The sequence below is a fragment of the Hyunsoonleella pacifica genome (assembly GCF_004310335.1).
Classification (GTDB): domain Bacteria; phylum Bacteroidota; class Bacteroidia; order Flavobacteriales; family Flavobacteriaceae; genus Jejuia; species Jejuia pacifica.
On sequence record NZ_SIRS01000006.1, the window covers coordinates 220,036 to 237,825 of the forward strand.

The following is a 17,790-nucleotide window of genomic DNA, read 5'->3' on the forward strand; positions in this document are numbered from 1 at the left end:
CTAAGAGGCATAGAAAATATATATAACGAAAAATTAAAGTATAAGTTGAGTAGTTATTTAATCAAATAAGCTTAGCTTAAGAAGTACTAAAAGGTTACAACTTATTGTTCTCAATAAGGACTTTAGAAAAATACTTTATTGATTCAGTTGGGTTGCCCTTAAACAACTCAACATCTAATTTTGTTAATGGATAAAAAGTATAATATTTAAAACCATCAAAGTAACCTAAAGGAGTATCTTTAGAGTTAGCGATTATTAAATTAACACTTCCTATTTCTGGTTTTTCAATGTATGCATAACCAATAAGAACTTTGTTTGCTAAATCCTTTCCTTGAAATATGTTATACTTAGTTTGAGTAATACTAAGATTGTTTATAACACTGTAAGCCGTACCTGTTTTTATTTCTTCAATAAAGATAGGGTTAGATGTATCTCTATCAACTACATAATTAACATTTTTTATAAAATTAAGATCTTCTTGAAATTTTTCCTCAGCAAAGCTCGGTTTCGATTTTGTTTCAGATAGCACAGTATTAATTTTTGCACTATCAAAGCCATTAGTATTTAAAACACCAATACTTGTTAAGTATTTTACAACTTGCTTTTCTCCTAGATAAAATCCAAGCTTTTCTATACCAATACTATCTTTCTGTTCTAGACATTCTATAATAAAATAGTTGCTTATTTTTTTTGATCCAAAAAAGGAGGATTCTTCACTTACTAATTTTGCATTTAGCAAATGTTTTTTTTCGTTATCAAAAATCTTTAAATAATTATTAGCACCTTTAACCTTTTCTTTTTCAATCAAGGCAACTTTATTGTCGTCTACAAAAACTTCGCCTTTTTTTACTTTTATCTTTTGTGCTTGAATGAAAGTAGATACTAAAATTAATAGTAATGTAATGTGTCTCATTATAATGTAAGTTTAGTTAATATTTTAATAGTTTTGGGTAAGCTAGTAAATAATTTAAAGCGGCACGAAAATAGTTGAAATTATTTACAAAGTCAAGTATTAATATATATCCTAAAAAATAGGCGTACCTTTGAACTCAAAATTAGAAAGAGATAGAATGCATTAAGTTTCGTAATCTCAAAAACCCATAACGGATCTTCATAAACATCATATATGTCATTTCAATCTCTAGGCTTATCTAAAGCCTTGCTAAAAGCAGTTAGCAAAAAAGGATATACAACCCCAAGTCCCATTCAGCAAAAAGCAATTCCACCAGTTTTAGAAGGTAAGGATGTGTTAGCATCTGCACAAACAGGTACAGGCAAAACAGCAGGCTTTACATTGCCTTTATTGCACTTACTTTCTGAAAATCCTAAACAGAAATACAGACCTATTCGTGCTTTAATTTTAACTCCAACTAGAGAATTAGCAGCTCAGGTTTATGATAATGTTAGAGCGTATAGCGAGTTTTTAAACATACGGAGCGCTGTAATATTTGGGGGTGTTAATCAAAAACCTCAAATAGCAACAATCCGACGAGGTGTTGATGTTCTAGTTGCCACTCCCGGGCGTTTGTTAGATTTACAAAGCCAAGGGGTGTTATCTATTAAACGCATAGAGATTTTTGTTTTAGATGAAGCCGATCGTATGCTGGATATGGGGTTTTTGAGAGATATTCAGAAGGTCATTAATTTGATGCCAGATAAGCGTCAAAATTTGATGTTTTCTGCAACCTTTTCAAAAGATATTAAGAAGTTAGCACATGGTATTTTAAACAATCCGGTTCAAGTTGAAGCTACTCCAGAAAATACTACTGTTGAAGCGATAAAGCAAAAAGTATATCGTGTAGCAAAAGTGAAAAAAACAGGATTAATTATAAAGTTAATTTCAGAAGGTAATTGGAAACAGGTTTTAGTATTTACGAGAACTAAACATGGCGCAAATCGTTTATGTGAAAAGATGGTAAAGGCAGGAATTACAGCTGCAGCAATTCATGGTAATAAAAGTCAAGGCGCTAGAACAAAAGCGTTATCTGGTTTTAAAAACGGACGTGTTCGTGTTTTAGTAGCAACAGATATTGCGGCGCGAGGTTTAGATATTCCATTATTACCATATGTTATCAACTTTGAATTACCTAATATTTCTGAAGATTATGTACATCGTATTGGTAGAACTGGTAGAGCTGGAGCTAATGGTCAAGCCATATCTCTGGTAAGTGCTGATGAAACTTCTTTTTTAAAAGATATTGAAAAGCTAATAGGTGAGAAAATTGAAGTGGAAATTATTGAAGGTTATGAGCCAGATCCGAATGCCTCTACTGAATCAATTAAACCAGGGCAAAATAGGCAGCGTAGAAATAAATCTAGAAATTCTAATAGCTCAAGAGGAAACAAGAATAGCAGAGATAGAAATAATAAAAACAAATCTAGAAAACGCAACGATAGGCGTAATTAAACCTTATGTAAAAGATCTTAAAAGACAAGATTATTGAAATTTGCAATAAAAAAATTGCTGATAAAGGCGAAAATGTAGGAGTATCTTTTTATGCTTTTTTTAAAAATAAAAATGAAAATCCAGAGTTATTAATGGAAGCAGCTACTTGGTGGATAGAAACCCATAAGTTAGATCATTTTGAAAAAGCTGTGAAAATCAAAAACCTTATTGAAAAGTTTTAATGGAATCACAACCCAACAACCCATTACATGGTATTAAACTAGAACAAATTATAAATGATTTAGTAGCACATTATGGTTGGGAATATGTGGGCTATCAAATAAAAATTAGATGTTTTACTCATAACCCTTCAGTAAAATCGAGTCTAAAGTTTTTAAGACGTACACCTTGGGCAAGAACAAAGGTAGAGCAACTATATTTAAGAATGCTTGAAAATAACAAACGCTAATCTATAACCTTAATTTCAATATCCTTAAAGTTTATACCTTGTCCTTCAGCTAGTAATCATTATTATTAGTTACTGATCTAACAAAGGTTTACCAATATCATCAATTTCATCATTGTTATCTGGACTTTTAGGGTCTGGGCCATATTTGTTTGGTCCATATTCCCCATTTGTGCACATCAAAACCAAATACCAAATACGTCCTACTATAGGGATAAAGTTTATAAAGAAATAACCACCACTTTTCCCTTGATCATGTAGACGACGTACATTTACAGCTAACCACGGTATGAGAGTTGCTAGTAGAAAAACTCCAATTACCATTGGACTCCATTCATAAGACACAAAATCCTCTAAAATAGTTGCAACTATGTTGATAGCAAAAATTGTTAGTATCCAGAATAAGGTATACATCCAATACTCTTGTCTACGTGCTCTACCCGAAAAGTTAGCATAATTATCTAGTAAAACGGTTAGATACCATTTTAGAGCGCCATGTCTTTATTTAGTCATCAAGCACTTTTTTTACGAAAGTATCAATATTATTAGCCCCATATTTAGTAACATGCTTAACAAACGCACTGCCAATAATAGCGCCTTTAGCATATTTAGTTGCTTGTGTAAATGTTTCATTATTGCTTATACCAAAACCAATAATCTGTGGGTTTTTCAAGTCCATGTTACCAATGCGCTCAAAATAAGCGGTTTGTTCTTCGCCAAAGCCAGATTTAGCACCTGTGGTACTGGCACTGCTAACCATATAAATAAATCCGTTTGAAATAGAATCGATATACCGAATACGCTCATCGCTAGTTTGTGGTGTAATTAAAAACACATTGATTAAACCGTACTTTTCGAAAATAGCTTGATACTTTTCATGATATACGTCAACTGGCAAATCAGGAATAATTAATCCATCTATACCCAATTCTTGGCATTTCTTGCAAAAGGCTTTCACACCGTATTGAAACATCGGATTAAAATACCCCATTATAATTAGTGGTATTGAAACTGTTTCACGAATGTTTTCTAATTGTTTGAATAACAGCTCGGTAGTCATACCATTTTTTAAGGCTGCTGTAGAACTATCTTGAATGGTTGGTCCATCTGCTAATGGATCGCTAAAAGGCAACCCAATTTCAATCATATCCACCCCATTTTTTTCTAAATCTTGAATAATACCAACAGTATCATCAATATTAGGGTAACCTGCTGTAAAGTAAATAGACAATAATTTTTTGTCTTCTATTAGTTTTTGATTAATTCTGTTCATCATTACTTAATAATTCTGTTAACTCTTTCCGAGATTTTGCGGACTTAATTTTATTTCCCAAATCTAAAATTCCTATTTCAAATGTCTTGAATATTGATTCAAATAATTGACTGTTTTTGTTTGCCTCTTCAAAGGAGAAAATCTCAAAATCTTCCTTGAAAAAATAATGAGAAACTTTTGTTCTGACTTTATTTAACTTTCTAATTTGATTCAAAAGACTCTCTTTTTTTTCGAAAGAAATATGGTTTTCTAATGCATTAATTATTGTAGAATACGAGTCATTATCTTTAATTTTCTTGAATTTAATTTCACTAGGGTAAACCAAAAGCTTGACTAAAAAATTAGAATAAACAATCAATCTCTTCATCAATTCAATAGATGATTGATGACAGAGAACAATAGAAAGAACTCTTTCATTTTGATTTCTACTTTTTGATAGTTCAATTGCATTCCAGAAAAGAGTACTCTGTACATGGGTTTCTTCTGAATATTCAGCATCGAGATTTCCAAAAGTGTTTTTTAAATATGATATGAATTCTTCTTTATATGTCATTTAGTATTGTGAAGCGTTAGGGATTGAGCGATTGTTGGAGCTCCTCGCAGAGAGCGACTCGTGAAAGCCCGACCCTTGTGGTAACGCCCAAATTTTAAATTTTAAAATAGTCAATATAATTCTGTAAATCCTTATCACCTCTTCCAGATAAACTCATCACTACAACATCATCAGGTTTAAAGGTTTTATGCTTAAAAATAGCAAAGGCATGAGACGTCTCAATAGCAGGAATAATACCTTCTAGTTTAGATAATTCCAAGCCAGCTTCCATAGCATCACTATCTGTAATAGACAAAAATTCTGCGCGTCCCGTTTTAGATAAATGCGCATGCATTGGGCCAACACCAGGATAATCTAACCCAGCCGAAATAGAGTAGGGCTCCGTAATTTGTCCGTCAGCCGTTTGCATCAACAAGGTTTTACAACCATGAATGATACCTTCTCTTCCTAAAACAGATGTAGCAGCACTTTCGCCAGAATCTATACCTAAACCAGCAGCTTCTACAGCAATAATACCTACATCAGGTTCATGTAAATAATGATAGTATGTTCCAGCAGCATTACTACCACCACCAATACAAGCCACCACATAATCTGGGTTTTCACGTCCTTCCTGCTCCCTTAATTGCCATTTTATTTCTTCTGAAATAACTGCCTGAAAGCGTGTTACCATATCTGGATAAGGATGAGGACCAATGGCAGAGCCAATAATGTAATGCGTATTTACAGGGTTATTAATCCAATCGCGAATGGCTTCGTTTGTAGCATCTTTTAATGTACGACTTCCTGAAAGCGCTGGCACTACTTGTGCACCCAACATTTTCATTCTAGCTACATTTGGTGCTTGTCTAGCAATATCAATTTCGCCCATATACACAATACATTCCATACCCATAAGAGCACAAACGGTAGCAGTTGCAACACCGTGTTGACCTGCACCTGTTTCAGCAATAATTCTGGTTTTACCTAAACGTTTTGCCATTAAAATCTGTCCAATGGTGTTGTTTATTTTATGTGCTCCCGTGTGATTTAAATCCTCACGTTTTAAATAAATTTTAGTATTATATTTCTCTGAAAGGCGTTTAGCAAAATAAAGCGGAGACGGTCTACCAACATAATCTTTTAAAAGTTGATCGAACTCTTTTTGAAACTCCGGTTCAGCCATCACTTTTAAATAGTTTTGGCGTAACTCCTCAACATTTGGATATAGCATTTCTGGGATGTATGCACCACCAAATTCGCCATAATAGCCTTTGTCATCTACGTTATAATTCATTGTTTTTTTATTATGCAATTTATTAATGAATTCTTTTAAAATAGAACTGTTTTTTAACCCAGGTTCCGTTTCAAATTTACTATTTACGTCAATGGCATAACAGTATTTTGAAGCATCACTTTCTTTAAATTTTTTAATTGCATCTATTTGGTCTATCCCAATACCGCCACTTAAAAAAAAAGGTTTTGTTGATGGATAATTGTTTAAAAGGCTCCAATCAAAAGTGTAGCCATTTCCACCTGGAAGTTTTCCTTTGGTATCAAACAAATAATAGTCGCAAACATTTTCGTAAGGTTCTAAAACTTCAAAGTTGAATCCTTCTTTAACTGAAAACACCTTAATAATCTCAATGGGTCGAGACAACAAACTTGTAGACCGCAATATGCTACAGAAATAAGGTAATTCTTCGCCATGTAGTTGCACGGCATCAAGCTTAAATTCGTTTACTTTTTCAACAATTGTTCCTATTTCAGCATTAACAAAAACACCAGTTTTTTTGATACTGTCTGAAATCTCAGGGATTTTTGTGTCAAAATGACGAGGTGTTTTTTCATAAAAAATAAACCCAAGATAATCTGGTTTTAAAGCTGCTATACTTTCAATATTATCTTGGTATTTCATACCACAAACTTTTAGCTTCATAGCTCTATTTCTTTTATAAATTGTGTTGCGCTTTCTCCCGGATTATCAGTTTTCATAAAGTTTTCTCCAATTAAAAAGCCTTGATAACCATAAGGTTGTAATTCCTTTATAGCTTTAATATTACTAATACCACTTTCTGAAACTTTCACGAAATCATCAGGAATAATAGTACTTAATAGTTTACTGGTTTCTAAGCTAACCTCGAAGGTTTTTAAGTTTCTATTATTTACTCCAAGCATATCCAGACTTGGCATTACAGATTTATGTAACTCTTCTTCGTTATGAACTTCTAAAAGCACATCTAGATGTAAACTTTTAGCAAACTCTGAAAATTGTTTGATCTCATTTCTGGTTAGAATTGCTGCAATAAGTAAAATTACATCTGCTCCATAAGCTTTAGCTTCTAGTATTTGATATTCATCTATAATAAATTCTTTTCTAAGAAGCGGTAAATTACAGCTAGCTCTTGCTGTTAATAGGTCGTCTAAAGAACCTCCAAAATATTTACCATCGGTTAAAACTGACATACCGCATACACCTGCATCCTCATAACCTTTGGCTACATCTTGAACGTTTAGGCTGTTGTTAATTATAGATTTTGATGGAGACCTGCGTTTGTGTTCTGCAATAATTCCAGATGCACTGTTGCGTAAGTTGTTGGCAAGCGAAACAGTTGGTCTTTCAAATAAAACAGATTGTTCTAATTGAGAGGTTGGGATTAAAGCTTTTCTCAATTCTACTTCTTTTCTTTTATCGGCTACTATTTTTTCTAGTATATCCATTATAATTTTTATTTCTGTTCATTTTGCCTTGATGCAAAACGAACCAAAAAATCAAGATCAAGTCGAGGAATTTTTCTTCTGATTTACAGAAGAAAACCGATTTGAAAACTCCGCGTCGAACTGCGTTCTCCTGTTCTCGGAGCTTTTCTTCATCTATTCTGCGCCTTGACTATCAATTCTTTCGAATTGATTGAGGACTTGACTTTTCTACTATTTTTCTTATTGTTTCTAACTTTATTTCAATCTTAACAACTAACTACTTAGTTCAATTAATTTATCCAAACTCCCTTTTGCCTTTCCTGAAAACAGAGATTCCTTTGCTATTTCGAAACCTTCTTGATGTGTAATTTGTTTACTTGTTGCAATAGCTAACCCTGCATTGGCACAAACAACATTGTTTTGTGCTGCTGTCCCTTTTCCACTGATGATCTCTACAAATATTTTAGCAGCATCTTCTACAGTATCGCCTCCGTAAATAGCATCTTGTTTTATTTTTGAAAGCCCTAAATCTTCTGGAGTAAATAATTTTTCAGAATGATTGGATACTATTTTAGCTTTCCCTGTTAATGAAATTTCATCATAACCATCTAAAGCATAAACAATGCTGTAGTTATGTTCTGAGTTTTGGTGTATAAAACTGTAAAGTCTTAAAACTTCTAAATTAAAAACACCAAGCACATGATTTTTTGGAAATGAAGGATTTACCATAGGCCCTAACATATTGAAAAAGGTTTTAACGCCTAATTCACGACGAATAGCTGCTACATTTTTCATAGCTGGATGAAACAATGGTGCATGTAATATGCAAATACCTGCTTTATCTAAGCAACGTTTTAAGAAATCTTCATCGTTAGAGAATTTTACACCGAGATTTTCCATTACATTGGATGATCCAGATGTGGAGGATACACCGTAATTACCATGTTTGGAAACATGAACACCAGCTCCAGCAGTTATAAAAGATGATAGTGTAGAGATATTGAAGGTGTTTTTGCCATCACCTCCAGTACCAACAATATCTATCGCATTAAAATCACTTAAATCTATGGAAACGCATAGCTCTAAAAGAGCATTTCTAAAACCTGTTAGTTCTTCAATGGTTATGCTACGCATCATATATACCGAAAGGAAACATGCAATTTGACTTGGGTTGTACATATCATTAGATATGTTGACAATAACTTGTTTTGCTTCCTCTGTTGATAGGGTTTCGTGATGTATTAATCTGTTTAATATGTCTTTCATAAGCCTCTCCCTAACCCTCTCTAAAGGAGAGGGAACTGTGTTAGTTACTTTTTTTATTTATTTGAGTAAGCACTGTTTACTGCTACTGCAAACTGCTTACTAGTTGTTTATCCAATTCTCCAAAATCTTTTTCCCATTTGGTGTTAATACAGATTCCGGATGGTACTGTACACCTCTTACATCATACTCTTTATGTCTTAAGGACATGACTTGTCCGTTAGCATCAAAAGATGTAGCTTCTAAACTTTCTGGTAAATCTGGACTTACTACCCAAGAATGGTAACGGCCAACTTCAATGTCTTTTTCTAAATCTTTAAAAATGTATTCGTCATCTACACTAATAGTTACATTAGTAGAAACCCCATGATATACGTCATCTAGATTTACAAGATCTCCACCAAATACCTCTCCAATAGCTTGTTGTCCTAAACATACACCAAAAATACTTTTAGTTGCTGCGTATGTTTCAATAATTGGTTTTAATAACCCTGCTTCATCAGGAATGCCAGGTCCTGGAGATAGCACAATTTTGTCAAAAGGCGCAACATCTTCTAGGGTTAATTTATCATTTCTAAATACGGTAACATCACAATTTAAGTCCTCTAGATAGTGTACTAAATTATACGTAAAACTGTCGTAGTTGTCTATTACTAATACTTTTTTCATAATTAAATATCTTCTGCTAGTGTAATAGCTTTTGTTAATGCTCCTAACTTATTGTATACTTCTTGTAACTCATCTTCTTTATTTGATTTTGAGACTAAGCCTGCACCAGCTTGCCAGAATAGTTTGTAATCTTTACTTAAAAAAGTACGTATCATAATAGCGTGGTTAAAGTTGCCGTCAAAGTCCATAAATCCGATGGCACCTCCATAAAATGCTCTACTTGTTTTTTCGTAATCTTCAATCAATTGCATTGCTCTATGTTTGGGAGCTCCACTTAATGTTCCTGCTGGAAAGGTATCGGCCACGACTTGCATGGTTGAGGTGGTATCGTGTTTTTGTCCTGTAACCTTACTTACTAAATGGATAACATGTGAAAAGAATTGTACTTCGCGATAAGTTTCTACTTTTACTTGGCTACCATGGCGACTTAAATCGTTTCTTGCCAAATCTACCAGCATCACATGTTCTGCATTTTCTTTATCGTCCTTTTTTAATTTATCAGCTAAAATTTCGTCTTTTTCCTCATCTCCGGTGCGTTTAAATGTTCCTGCAATAGGATGTATCTCTGCTAATCCATCATCTACAATGAGTTGTGCTTCAGGAGAACTTCCAAAAATTTTGAAATCGCCATAATCAAAATAAAACAAGTAGGGAGAAGGATTGATGCTTCTTAATGCGCGATAGATATTAAAGTCGTCTCCAGTAAATTCTTGAGAAAAACGTCTAGATAATACAAGCTGAAACACGTCTCCACGTTGGCAATGTTTTTTTGCTATATCTACATTGGCTCTGAATTCATCATCTGTTAGGTTGGATTTTATATCGCCTTTTGCATTGAATTTATAAGAAGCAAAGTTTTGAACATTAATCAGTTTATCAATGTCATCAATGTTATTTTCAATACCTTCATAACAATGCGCAAAAATGTAAGCTTCGTTTTTAAAATGATTTATGGCAATGATGTTTTGATACACCGCATAATAGATATCAGGAATAACTACTGAATCATTCTTTTTACTTACTTGAATATCTTCAAAATAACGTACTGCATCATAAGCTGTATATCCAAATATACCATTGTTGATGAATTTAAAATTCTCTTCTGATGAAGTATCAAATTTTTTGGTGAAATTGTAAATTTCATCAACAACATTTATCTCTTCAGTAATTGCAATAGATGTTGAACTTCCATCAGGAAATGTTTCAGAAATCACTTCGTTTTCAACCTTAATTGTGGCTATAGGGTTAAAGCAGATATACGAGAAATTTTTGTGATTTCTATGATAATCTCCACTTTCTAAAAGAATACTGTTTGGATATTTGTCACGTATTTTATAATATACCGTTACTGGCGTAATGGTATCAGTAAGGATACGTTTGTGATGTGTGTAAAGACTAAATTTTTTCATAAAATCAGTGGTTGTCTTTTCCGCGAAGGCGGAAATTTTTCAGTTCAGATAAAGAAATGTGATAGATCATTCCAATCGGGATTTAAATCGTTAATAAGGTTTATTTTCCATTGTCTATTCCATTTCTTGATTTGCTTTTCTCTTTTTATTGCTTCAATTATAGATTCAAATTTTTCATAATAAACTAATATATCTAGCCCATATTTGTTAGCAAATCCTCTAGTGTATTTTTTTTTATATTGTGTCATTCTTTGTTTTATATTTCCTGTCATCCCTATATACAAAATACCATCTTTTTTATTTGTTATAATGTATATGTAATATGTTTCATCGTTAAACATTAAATAGGTTTTAAGGTTTCCGCCTTCGCGGAAATGACAATAAAACTATATAAAAAAGGCTTGTCGTGAATGACAAGCCTTTTTCGATATTTTAAGTTTAAATATACTAGGGTTTTACTTCACGAATGTTAGTTTCGAAAGCACCACCACCAAGTATTATTTAATTTTTTGTTCATTTCAATCTTAAACTATGGGTCAAATATAAAAATGAAAATATAATTATACAATGCTTTATGTGTTTTTTTAAACAAAAAACTACCATACTATAGTATGGTAGTTTTGTATTGATTATTGAGTTAAGAGAGAGTTAGTCTGCTATTAACCGTAATTTACCCAATAATCGTATCAACTCTAAAGCCTCATCATCTGTGAGTTGGCTTACTATTTCTACTTCTTTACTGTCAATTAATTTATCAACTTGGTTTAAGAAGTTTAACCCCTCAGTTGTAATATTTATATCTACTTTCCTTTTGTTAATTCTATTTATTTGCTTTTCTACGAGCTCTTTTTTAATCAATTTATCCACTAATCGTGTGGTGTTACTCATTTTGTTTATCATTCGTTCTTGAATGATACTTAATGTTGCAGGATTCCCTTTTCGTCCTCTTAAAATCCGTAAAACATTAAATTGCTGTAATGATATATCTTTTGGTTTTAACAGTTGATTTAGTCCACTATTAATGAATCCAGATGTATATAAAATATTTACTACAACACTTTTGGATAGCGGAATACTAGAGTTTAATTTTAAAATATCTTCAATCCGCATTTTTAATTGTTGTATATACAAATGTAGGTAAAATAATCAACGTCATAAGGTTTTATTTAAATTTTTGTTAAACCTTCTATTGCTCTAAACGTAATGTTTAATTTTATACATAAAATTGAATTTAAAGACATTGAGATTATTAATAATTATAGTGTTGGTTACTTTCTCTTGTAAAGAAAAGGTAAGTACTGAAGGGAAACCTCTTACTGAGGTTACAAAGGAAGTGGAGATAGTGTCAGATATTAATCTAGAGGTTTATGATTTTGAAGAATTTAAAACTTTTTTAAACAAAACCGATGACAAAACTTATGTTATCAATTTTTGGGCAACTTGGTGTGGACCTTGTGTTAAAGAATTACCATATTTTGAAAAACTAAATACTGAATACAAGAAAAATGGAGTTGAGGTAATTTTAGTAAGTTTAGATTTTCCTCACGTTTATGAGTCTAAATTAAAACCCTTCATCAAAAAGAAAGATTTAAAAAGTAGAGTAATAGTTTTGAATGACGATAATGAGAATAAATGGATTAATGAGATAGATAAATCTTGGTCTGGCTCAATTCCAGCAACTATTATCTATAATAAAAGTGCACGTAAGTTTTTTGAAAAATCGTTTACGTATGAAGAATTAGAACAAGAAGTGAAACAGTTAAAATAGAATAAAATGAGAAGTTTATTAAAATTAATTCCAGTTATAGCAATTGTGATTTTTGCAAGTGCTTTTACAAATAATTTAGAACACGGTAAAGGTTATGATGTTGGAGATGTTGTTGAAGATTTCAAGTTAAAGAATATTGACGGAAGTTTTATTTCTTTAGCAGATTATAAAGAAGCAAAAGGATTCATTATCACTTTTACTTGTAACACATGCCCGTTTGCAATTGCTTATGAGGATAGGATAATTGCATTAGACAAAAAATATGCTTCTAAAGGATACCCTGTAATTGCGATAAATCCAAATAATCCTAATACTAAACCTGGAGATAATTTTGAAGCAATGCAGCAGAGAGCAAAAGAAAAAGGGTTTACGTTTCCTTACTTGGTGGATGAAGGACAAAAAGTGTATCCGAAATTCGGAGCTACAAAAACCCCTCATAATTATTTAGTTCAAAAAACTAAAAAGGGAATGGTTGTAAAGTATATTGGAGCAATTGATGATAGTTCCAGAAATCCAGATGCTGTTAGCGAAACTTATCTTGAGGATGCTGTAGATGCACTTCTCAATGGAGAAGAAATTAAACTTCAAAAAACAAAAGCAATAGGTTGTTCTATAAAAGTATAAATCGAATAAAGAAATAGATAAAAGTCCGAGGTGTAATACTTCGGATTTTTTTTCGTCTATATTTTTGAGAAGTTTTAACTTTGCAAAAAACACATATATAATGGAAGATTTAACACAAGATGAATGGGCTGATCAATTAGCAAATGAAGAGAATGCTGTAGTGCTTGATGTCAGAACAGATGATGAGGTTGCAGATGGTATTATTCCAGAAGCTATTCATATAGACATATATAAAGGTCAAGAGTTTATTGATGCTATTGAAGCACTTGATAAATCTAAAAGTTATTATGTATACTGTCGTTCTGGAAACCGAAGTGGGCAAGCATGCCAAATTATGGAAGAGTTGGGTTTTGAAAAAGCTTATAACCTTGAAGGAGGAATGCTTCAATGGACGGGAGATGTAGTAGATTTTGAATAATAGATCTTCGATGAAATTCAATCTTATTGTATTTTTAGCTTTATTTATACTAATAGGTTGTATTTCTTCTCACGATAATTCAGTTGTTCTAAAACCTGAAGCTTTTAAAAGTAAAATTAAAAGTGCAGAAGTCCAGTTAATAGATGTAAGAACACCAAAAGAATTCAATTCAGGGCATATCAAAAATGCTATAAATATTAATTACTTTTCTAAGAATTTTCAAGATAGTATCAGTTTACTTCGTACTAAACTACCTGTATTTATATATTGTCGTTCTGGAAAACGTAGTGCAAAAAGTGCAGCCACATTTAGGGCTTTAGGTTTTGACTCTATTTATCAATTAGAAGGTGGATTTCTAAAATGGAAATCGAAAGGGTATATTATAGAAAAAAACTAAAAACAATAGTTTTACTTAAAGAATTGGGTAAGGTTTGATTAAGTAAGCTGTAACTTTATGAATCAGTTTGAAAACTGTAGATATAAATAAAAAACGTAAAAAGCCTTTGACCTAACTTACTTAAAGCTTTTTATCTTTTTTTTAAGTACTTTACCTTTTATATTTTTAGGAAAGTACTTCTTTTCCCTAATTTTATTTAAAATTTTAAATGCTAATTAATAGCATTCTGAAATTTTAATAATTTTTACCCTGAAATATTAGAATTATGGAAAATGGCTTACTCATTATAGGATTGATAGCATTGTTGTTTTTATGTATGTATGGTTATGCATACGGTACTGTTGCTTTAGAAAAAGGTAAACTTAAAAAACAACAACAAGAATTAGAGGAAATAGAAGCTAAGAGACAAGAAGAACGTCTTGCACGTCAAAAAGCTAGAGACGAAAAATTAGAAAAGTTAAGAAAGCGTAGTCAGGAAATAAGGCTGGAATTAAATAGACTTGAAAAAGTAAACTTACATGGCGCAACTCAAGATCAAAAGAAAGTTGAAAAAATGAAACAGCGCATAGAAGAAAAGCAACAAGCAAGCTAAGCCAATAAAGAATATATTATATATGGACACTTTACTTAAGGTGTCTTTTTTTTTTTGCTATTTTCTTTTGGAAGAAGCTCTAACTATAAGTTCAGCATCTAAAATCATTTTGTTGAGACTAACTTCTTCTTGAGGATTTTTTATTCTTTTTAGAAACGTTTTGGCAGCCAATTCTCCAATTCTCTCACTATGCTGTTCTACCGATGAAATTGAAGGAGTGGCAATCGCAGAAAAAGGTTCATTACTAAAACCAACTAATGCTATATCTTCTGGAACATTTATGTTGTTTTCTTTCATAACTTCAAGAGCGCCTAATGCAGCATAGTCACCGGATACATAAATACCATCAGGTCTATTAGGAAGCTTCAGTATTTTCTTCATTAACTCTCTTCCATCACTCTGTCTTAAATTACATTCATATATTAAATTTTCTTCAAAGGGTAAGTTGTACTTGTTTAAAGCATCTAAGTATCCTCTAATTCTATTTTTATATATTCTTGTATGACTAAAACCACTTATATGAGCAATTCTTTTACAACCTTGCTCAACCAAATGATCTATTACTATATGACTACTCATATAGTCATCAATTCCGACATAATCAACATTAAGATCATTCTCTCCTCTATCAAATAATATCAAAGGAATACCTTTCTGTTTAATTTTATTATAATAATCAAGTTTCACAGTTTCGTTAGCCATTGAAGCAATAATACCATCTACTTGTGTAAACAGGAGTGCTTCAATATTCTTGCACTCTTTTACATAAGATTCGTTAGATTGGGTAATAATTACATTGTATCCTTTTTTATTTAAAATAGCTTCAATGGTTTCAATAACAGAAGAAAAGAAATTACTATTAGCTTTAGGTATAATAACACCAACTAAATTGCTTTTACCTTTTCTAAGAGCTGTTGCAATATGGTTGGGTTGATAGTTAAGGTTTTCAGCAACTTGTAAAACGGCTTCTTTCGTTTTTTTACTTATTCTAGGATGGTTGTTTAAAGCTTTTGAGACGGCGGAAGGGGTAATTCCTAAAACATTAGCAATATCTTTTATAGTAGTTTTTTTTTTATATCCCAATTTTTATTTACTTTTGTTACAACGTTTGAACAAATATACTGTTTTTATTCAAATTATAACTAGACCAACTAAAAATAACTGAGCACTTTCCTTTTTTTAATTGACTTCGTAACGTTTTGTGTTTCATCTTATTAAAAGAAAATTAAGTTTATTTTTATTTGGTTCTATTTTTGTTCAATCGATGGAACAATTTAAGAATAATTAATATTAATTAAGTACAATGGCAAAAGTAGTAACATTTGGAGAAATCATGTTAAGATTGGCTCCACACGGATTTTTAAGATTTTCACAATCCACATCATTTGATGTAATTTATGGAGGAGGTGAGAGTAATGTAGCAGTATCACTAGCAAATTATGGTATTCCTGTAGATTTTGTAACACGTTTACCTAAGAATGATATAGGAGAATGTGCATTTATGGAGATGAGAAAAAGAGGTGTTGGCGTTGATAAAGTTGTTTGGGGTGGAGACCGTTTGGGGATTTATTTTCTTGAAACTGGAGCTGTAAACCGTGGAAGTAAAGTGGTTTATGATAGAGCACATTCTGCAATGGCTGAAATTAAAGCAGGCATGGTAGATTGGGATGCTGCTTTTGAAGGAGCAGATTGGTTCCATTGGACAGGTATCACACCAGCTATTTCTCAAGGTGCTGCGGATGCATGTTTAGAGGCATTAAAAGTAGCAAGTGCAAAAGGCCTTACCATTTCTACAGACCTTAATTATCGTCAAAAGCTATGGAAATATTGCGATGAAGCACATAGAGAAACAGTAATGACTGAGTTAACATCTTATTGCGATATTATTTTAGGAAATGAAGAAGATGCAGAAAAGCATTTTGGAATTAAGCCAGAAGGTTTAGACATAACAACGCAAGGAGAGCATGTAAAAGGAGCGGCTTTTTTATCAGTATGTGACCAAATGTTGAAAAAATTCCCACGTGCTAAAAAAGTAATTACAACATTAAGAGGTTCAATATCAGCTTCTCATAATACATGGGCAGGGGTCTTATACGATGGAGAAACGTTATTTGAATCTCCTCAATATCAAATTACAGATATTGTTGACCGTGTAGGTGGTGGAGATAGTTTTATGGGTGGTTTAATATATGGATTGATTGAATATGAAGGGGACGACCAAAAAGCATTAAATTTTGCAGTGGCAGCTTCATGTTTAAAGCATACAATTAAAGGTGATGCAAACTTATCTACAATAGATGAAGTGAAGAAATTAATGAGCGGAGATGCTTCAGGACGTGTAGCAAGATAAAATAGTGTTTAATTGTTGATCTGTTAGATCGCTAGTTATATCGGTTTAGCAGTTCAACAACTACACAAATCAACAATTAAACATTTACAAAATGGCACAGTTTACAAGATTAGAAGTTGCAGCAGCAATGAAAGAAACTGGGATGATTCCTTTGTTTTTTAATCAAGATATAGAATTAAGTAAAAAAGTACTAAAAGCCTGCTATGATGGTGGTGCTCGATTAATGGAGTTTACAGCTAGAGGTGATTTTGCTCACGAGGTTTTTGGAGAATTAACTAAATATGCTATAGCAGAATTACCTGGAATGATCATGGGAGTTGGTTCTGTAACCGATGCAGGACAAGCATCTCTGTATATGGCATTAGGAGCCAACTTTATAGTAACTCCTGTATTAAGAGAAGATATTGCAATAGTATGTAATAGAAGAAAGGTATTATGGTCTCCAGGTTGTGGGACACTTACTGAAATAACTAGAGCAGAAGAATTAGGTTGTGAAATTGTAAAGTTGTTCCCTGGAGATATTTATGGACCGCAATTTGTTAAAGGGATAAAAGGACCTCAACAATGGACTTCTATTATGCCTACAGGAGGTGTTTCTCCAACTGAAGAAAATTTAAAAGCATGGTTTGATGCAGGAGTAACATGCGTAGGAATGGGCTCTAAATTAATATCAAAAGATATTATTGCAAATAAAGATTATGCAAAACTGGAGCAAGATGTAAGAAATGCACTAGCTATTGTAAAAGCAGTTAGGAAATAGATTTTTTATACATTCCAGGTAACTTATTTTATCCAATAAATAATACCGAAAAGCTATTAGTCGCTCTAAATAAGTGGTTAATAGCTTTTTTTTGGTTGAGCCAACCTGTTTTTTTTATTTTGATCTTCGTACTTTGCATTCTAATGGGATGTTTAAATTATTAAAAAGTAAACCCAAATCTTA

Annotated in this window: 22 protein-coding genes and 1 pseudogene; 10 read left to right on the forward strand and 13 right to left on the reverse strand. The window is 32.2% G+C overall.

All coding sequences use genetic code 11. The features are described from left to right. Nucleotides 1-94: 94 nt before the first annotated feature. Nucleotides 95-913 carry a hypothetical protein gene (locus EYD46_RS15440; RefSeq protein WP_130938069.1) on the reverse strand — a complete coding sequence of 273 codons (819 nt, stop codon included), beginning with the start codon at nucleotides 911-913 and terminating at the stop codon, nucleotides 95-97. Between the two features lie 213 nt (nucleotides 914-1,126). Between EYD46_RS15440 and EYD46_RS15445 the strand changes: the two genes are divergently transcribed. The 3 genes from EYD46_RS15445 to EYD46_RS15455 are packed head-to-tail and all read left to right on the forward strand — an operon-like array spanning nucleotide 1,127 to nucleotide 2,855. Continuing rightward, complete coding sequence (locus EYD46_RS15445) at nucleotides 1,127-2,407, forward strand: DEAD/DEAH box helicase (protein WP_130938070.1); 1,281 nt, start codon at nucleotides 1,127-1,129, stop codon at nucleotides 2,405-2,407. Nucleotides 2,408-2,460: 53 nt separating this feature from the next. Then, nucleotides 2,461-2,628 carry a DUF6500 family protein gene (locus tag EYD46_RS15450; protein ID WP_229731366.1) on the forward strand — a complete coding sequence of 56 codons (168 nt, stop codon included), beginning with the start codon at nucleotides 2,461-2,463 and terminating at the stop codon, nucleotides 2,626-2,628. Beyond that, nucleotides 2,628-2,855 (forward strand): VF530 family protein, encoded by a 228-nt coding sequence (locus tag EYD46_RS15455; RefSeq protein WP_130938071.1) that lies wholly within the window; start codon nucleotides 2,628-2,630, stop codon nucleotides 2,853-2,855. Before EYD46_RS15450 ends, EYD46_RS15455 begins: the two co-directional genes overlap by 1 nt. A 69-nt stretch (nucleotides 2,856-2,924) precedes the next feature. Here EYD46_RS15455 and EYD46_RS15460 read toward each other — a convergent pair whose 3' ends face one another. The 11 genes and pseudogenes from EYD46_RS15460 to EYD46_RS15505 all read right to left on the reverse strand — a co-directional run bounded on the left by EYD46_RS15460 (nucleotide 2,925) and on the right by EYD46_RS15505 (nucleotide 11,808). Further along, entirely contained in the window at nucleotides 2,925-3,266 is a 342-nt protein-coding gene (locus EYD46_RS15460; RefSeq protein WP_130938072.1) for a DUF805 domain-containing protein, read from the reverse strand. Between the two features lie 91 nt (nucleotides 3,267-3,357). After that, nucleotides 3,358-4,125: a tryptophan synthase subunit alpha gene (gene trpA, locus EYD46_RS15465; RefSeq protein WP_130938156.1), complete on the reverse strand. Its 768-nt coding sequence runs from the start codon at nucleotides 4,123-4,125 to the stop codon at nucleotides 3,358-3,360. Next, nucleotides 4,112-4,678: a hypothetical protein gene (locus tag EYD46_RS15470; RefSeq protein WP_130938073.1), complete on the reverse strand. Its 567-nt coding sequence runs from the start codon at nucleotides 4,676-4,678 to the stop codon at nucleotides 4,112-4,114. The genes trpA and EYD46_RS15470 overlap by 14 nt, the downstream gene beginning before the upstream one ends. Nucleotides 4,679-4,772: 94 nt before the next feature. Beyond that, a complete protein-coding gene (trpB, locus tag EYD46_RS18095; RefSeq protein ID WP_308807870.1) occupies nucleotides 4,773-5,954 on the reverse strand; it encodes a tryptophan synthase subunit beta in 1,182 nt (393 codons plus the stop codon). Nucleotides 5,955-5,987: 33 nt separating this feature from the next. After that, a pseudogene (locus tag EYD46_RS18100) lies at nucleotides 5,988-6,596 on the reverse strand (phosphoribosylanthranilate isomerase); the annotation flags it as partial. Next, nucleotides 6,593-7,378, reverse strand: a complete 786-nt coding sequence (trpC, locus tag EYD46_RS15480) for an indole-3-glycerol phosphate synthase TrpC (RefSeq protein WP_130938074.1) — start codon at nucleotides 7,376-7,378, stop codon at nucleotides 6,593-6,595. The gene trpC and the pseudogene EYD46_RS18100, both read right to left, overlap by 4 nt. A 252-nt stretch (nucleotides 7,379-7,630) precedes the next feature. Further along, complete coding sequence (trpD, locus tag EYD46_RS15485; protein WP_130938075.1) at nucleotides 7,631-8,623, reverse strand: anthranilate phosphoribosyltransferase; 993 nt, start codon at nucleotides 8,621-8,623, stop codon at nucleotides 7,631-7,633. A 99-nt stretch (nucleotides 8,624-8,722) separates the two neighbouring features. Further along, on the reverse strand, nucleotides 8,723-9,289 hold the full coding sequence (locus EYD46_RS15490) for an anthranilate synthase component II (RefSeq protein ID WP_130938076.1): 567 nt from the start codon (nucleotides 9,287-9,289) through the stop codon (nucleotides 8,723-8,725). A gap of 2 nt (nucleotides 9,290-9,291) precedes the next feature. Next, entirely contained in the window at nucleotides 9,292-10,698 is a 1,407-nt protein-coding gene (locus EYD46_RS15495; protein ID WP_130938077.1) for an anthranilate synthase component I family protein, read from the reverse strand. A gap of 44 nt (nucleotides 10,699-10,742) precedes the next feature. Continuing rightward, nucleotides 10,743-11,039, reverse strand: a complete 297-nt coding sequence (locus EYD46_RS15500) for a GIY-YIG nuclease family protein (RefSeq protein WP_130938078.1) — start codon at nucleotides 11,037-11,039, stop codon at nucleotides 10,743-10,745. A 307-nt stretch (nucleotides 11,040-11,346) separates the two neighbouring features. Then, nucleotides 11,347-11,808, reverse strand: a complete 462-nt coding sequence (locus EYD46_RS15505) for a MarR family winged helix-turn-helix transcriptional regulator (RefSeq protein WP_130938079.1) — start codon at nucleotides 11,806-11,808, stop codon at nucleotides 11,347-11,349. A 130-nt stretch (nucleotides 11,809-11,938) separates the two neighbouring features. Here EYD46_RS15505 and EYD46_RS15510 point away from each other — a divergent pair, with 130 nt between their 5' ends. From EYD46_RS15510 to EYD46_RS15530, 5 genes are all read left to right on the forward strand, one after another. Further along, complete coding sequence (locus EYD46_RS15510; protein WP_130938080.1) at nucleotides 11,939-12,466, forward strand: TlpA disulfide reductase family protein; 528 nt, start codon at nucleotides 11,939-11,941, stop codon at nucleotides 12,464-12,466. Between the two features lie 6 nt (nucleotides 12,467-12,472). Next, nucleotides 12,473-13,090 carry a thioredoxin family protein gene (locus EYD46_RS15515; protein WP_130938081.1) on the forward strand — a complete coding sequence of 206 codons (618 nt, stop codon included), beginning with the start codon at nucleotides 12,473-12,475 and terminating at the stop codon, nucleotides 13,088-13,090. Between the two features lie 100 nt (nucleotides 13,091-13,190). After that, the gene (locus EYD46_RS15520) at nucleotides 13,191-13,508 is read left to right on the forward strand and encodes a rhodanese-like domain-containing protein (RefSeq protein WP_174719910.1); all 318 of its coding nucleotides are present in this window, start codon (nucleotides 13,191-13,193) and stop codon (nucleotides 13,506-13,508) included. 10 nt (nucleotides 13,509-13,518) lie between these two features. Next, a complete protein-coding gene (locus tag EYD46_RS15525; RefSeq protein WP_130938082.1) occupies nucleotides 13,519-13,905 on the forward strand; it encodes a rhodanese-like domain-containing protein in 387 nt (128 codons plus the stop codon). Nucleotides 13,906-14,170: 265 nt separating this feature from the next. Further along, nucleotides 14,171-14,497 (forward strand): hypothetical protein, encoded by a 327-nt coding sequence (locus EYD46_RS15530; protein ID WP_130938083.1) that lies wholly within the window; start codon nucleotides 14,171-14,173, stop codon nucleotides 14,495-14,497. Nucleotides 14,498-14,554: 57 nt separating this feature from the next. Here EYD46_RS15530 and EYD46_RS15535 read toward each other — a convergent pair whose 3' ends face one another. Then, nucleotides 14,555-15,580: a LacI family DNA-binding transcriptional regulator gene (locus EYD46_RS15535; protein WP_130938084.1), complete on the reverse strand. Its 1,026-nt coding sequence runs from the start codon at nucleotides 15,578-15,580 to the stop codon at nucleotides 14,555-14,557. A gap of 220 nt (nucleotides 15,581-15,800) precedes the next feature. Between EYD46_RS15535 and EYD46_RS15540 the strand changes: the two genes are divergently transcribed. Next, on the forward strand, nucleotides 15,801-16,847 hold the full coding sequence (locus EYD46_RS15540) for a sugar kinase (protein ID WP_130938085.1): 1,047 nt from the start codon (nucleotides 15,801-15,803) through the stop codon (nucleotides 16,845-16,847). A gap of 91 nt (nucleotides 16,848-16,938) precedes the next feature. Further along, nucleotides 16,939-17,607 carry a bifunctional 4-hydroxy-2-oxoglutarate aldolase/2-dehydro-3-deoxy-phosphogluconate aldolase gene (locus EYD46_RS15545; protein ID WP_130938086.1) on the forward strand — a complete coding sequence of 223 codons (669 nt, stop codon included), beginning with the start codon at nucleotides 16,939-16,941 and terminating at the stop codon, nucleotides 17,605-17,607. Nucleotides 17,608-17,790 lie beyond the last annotated feature (183 nt).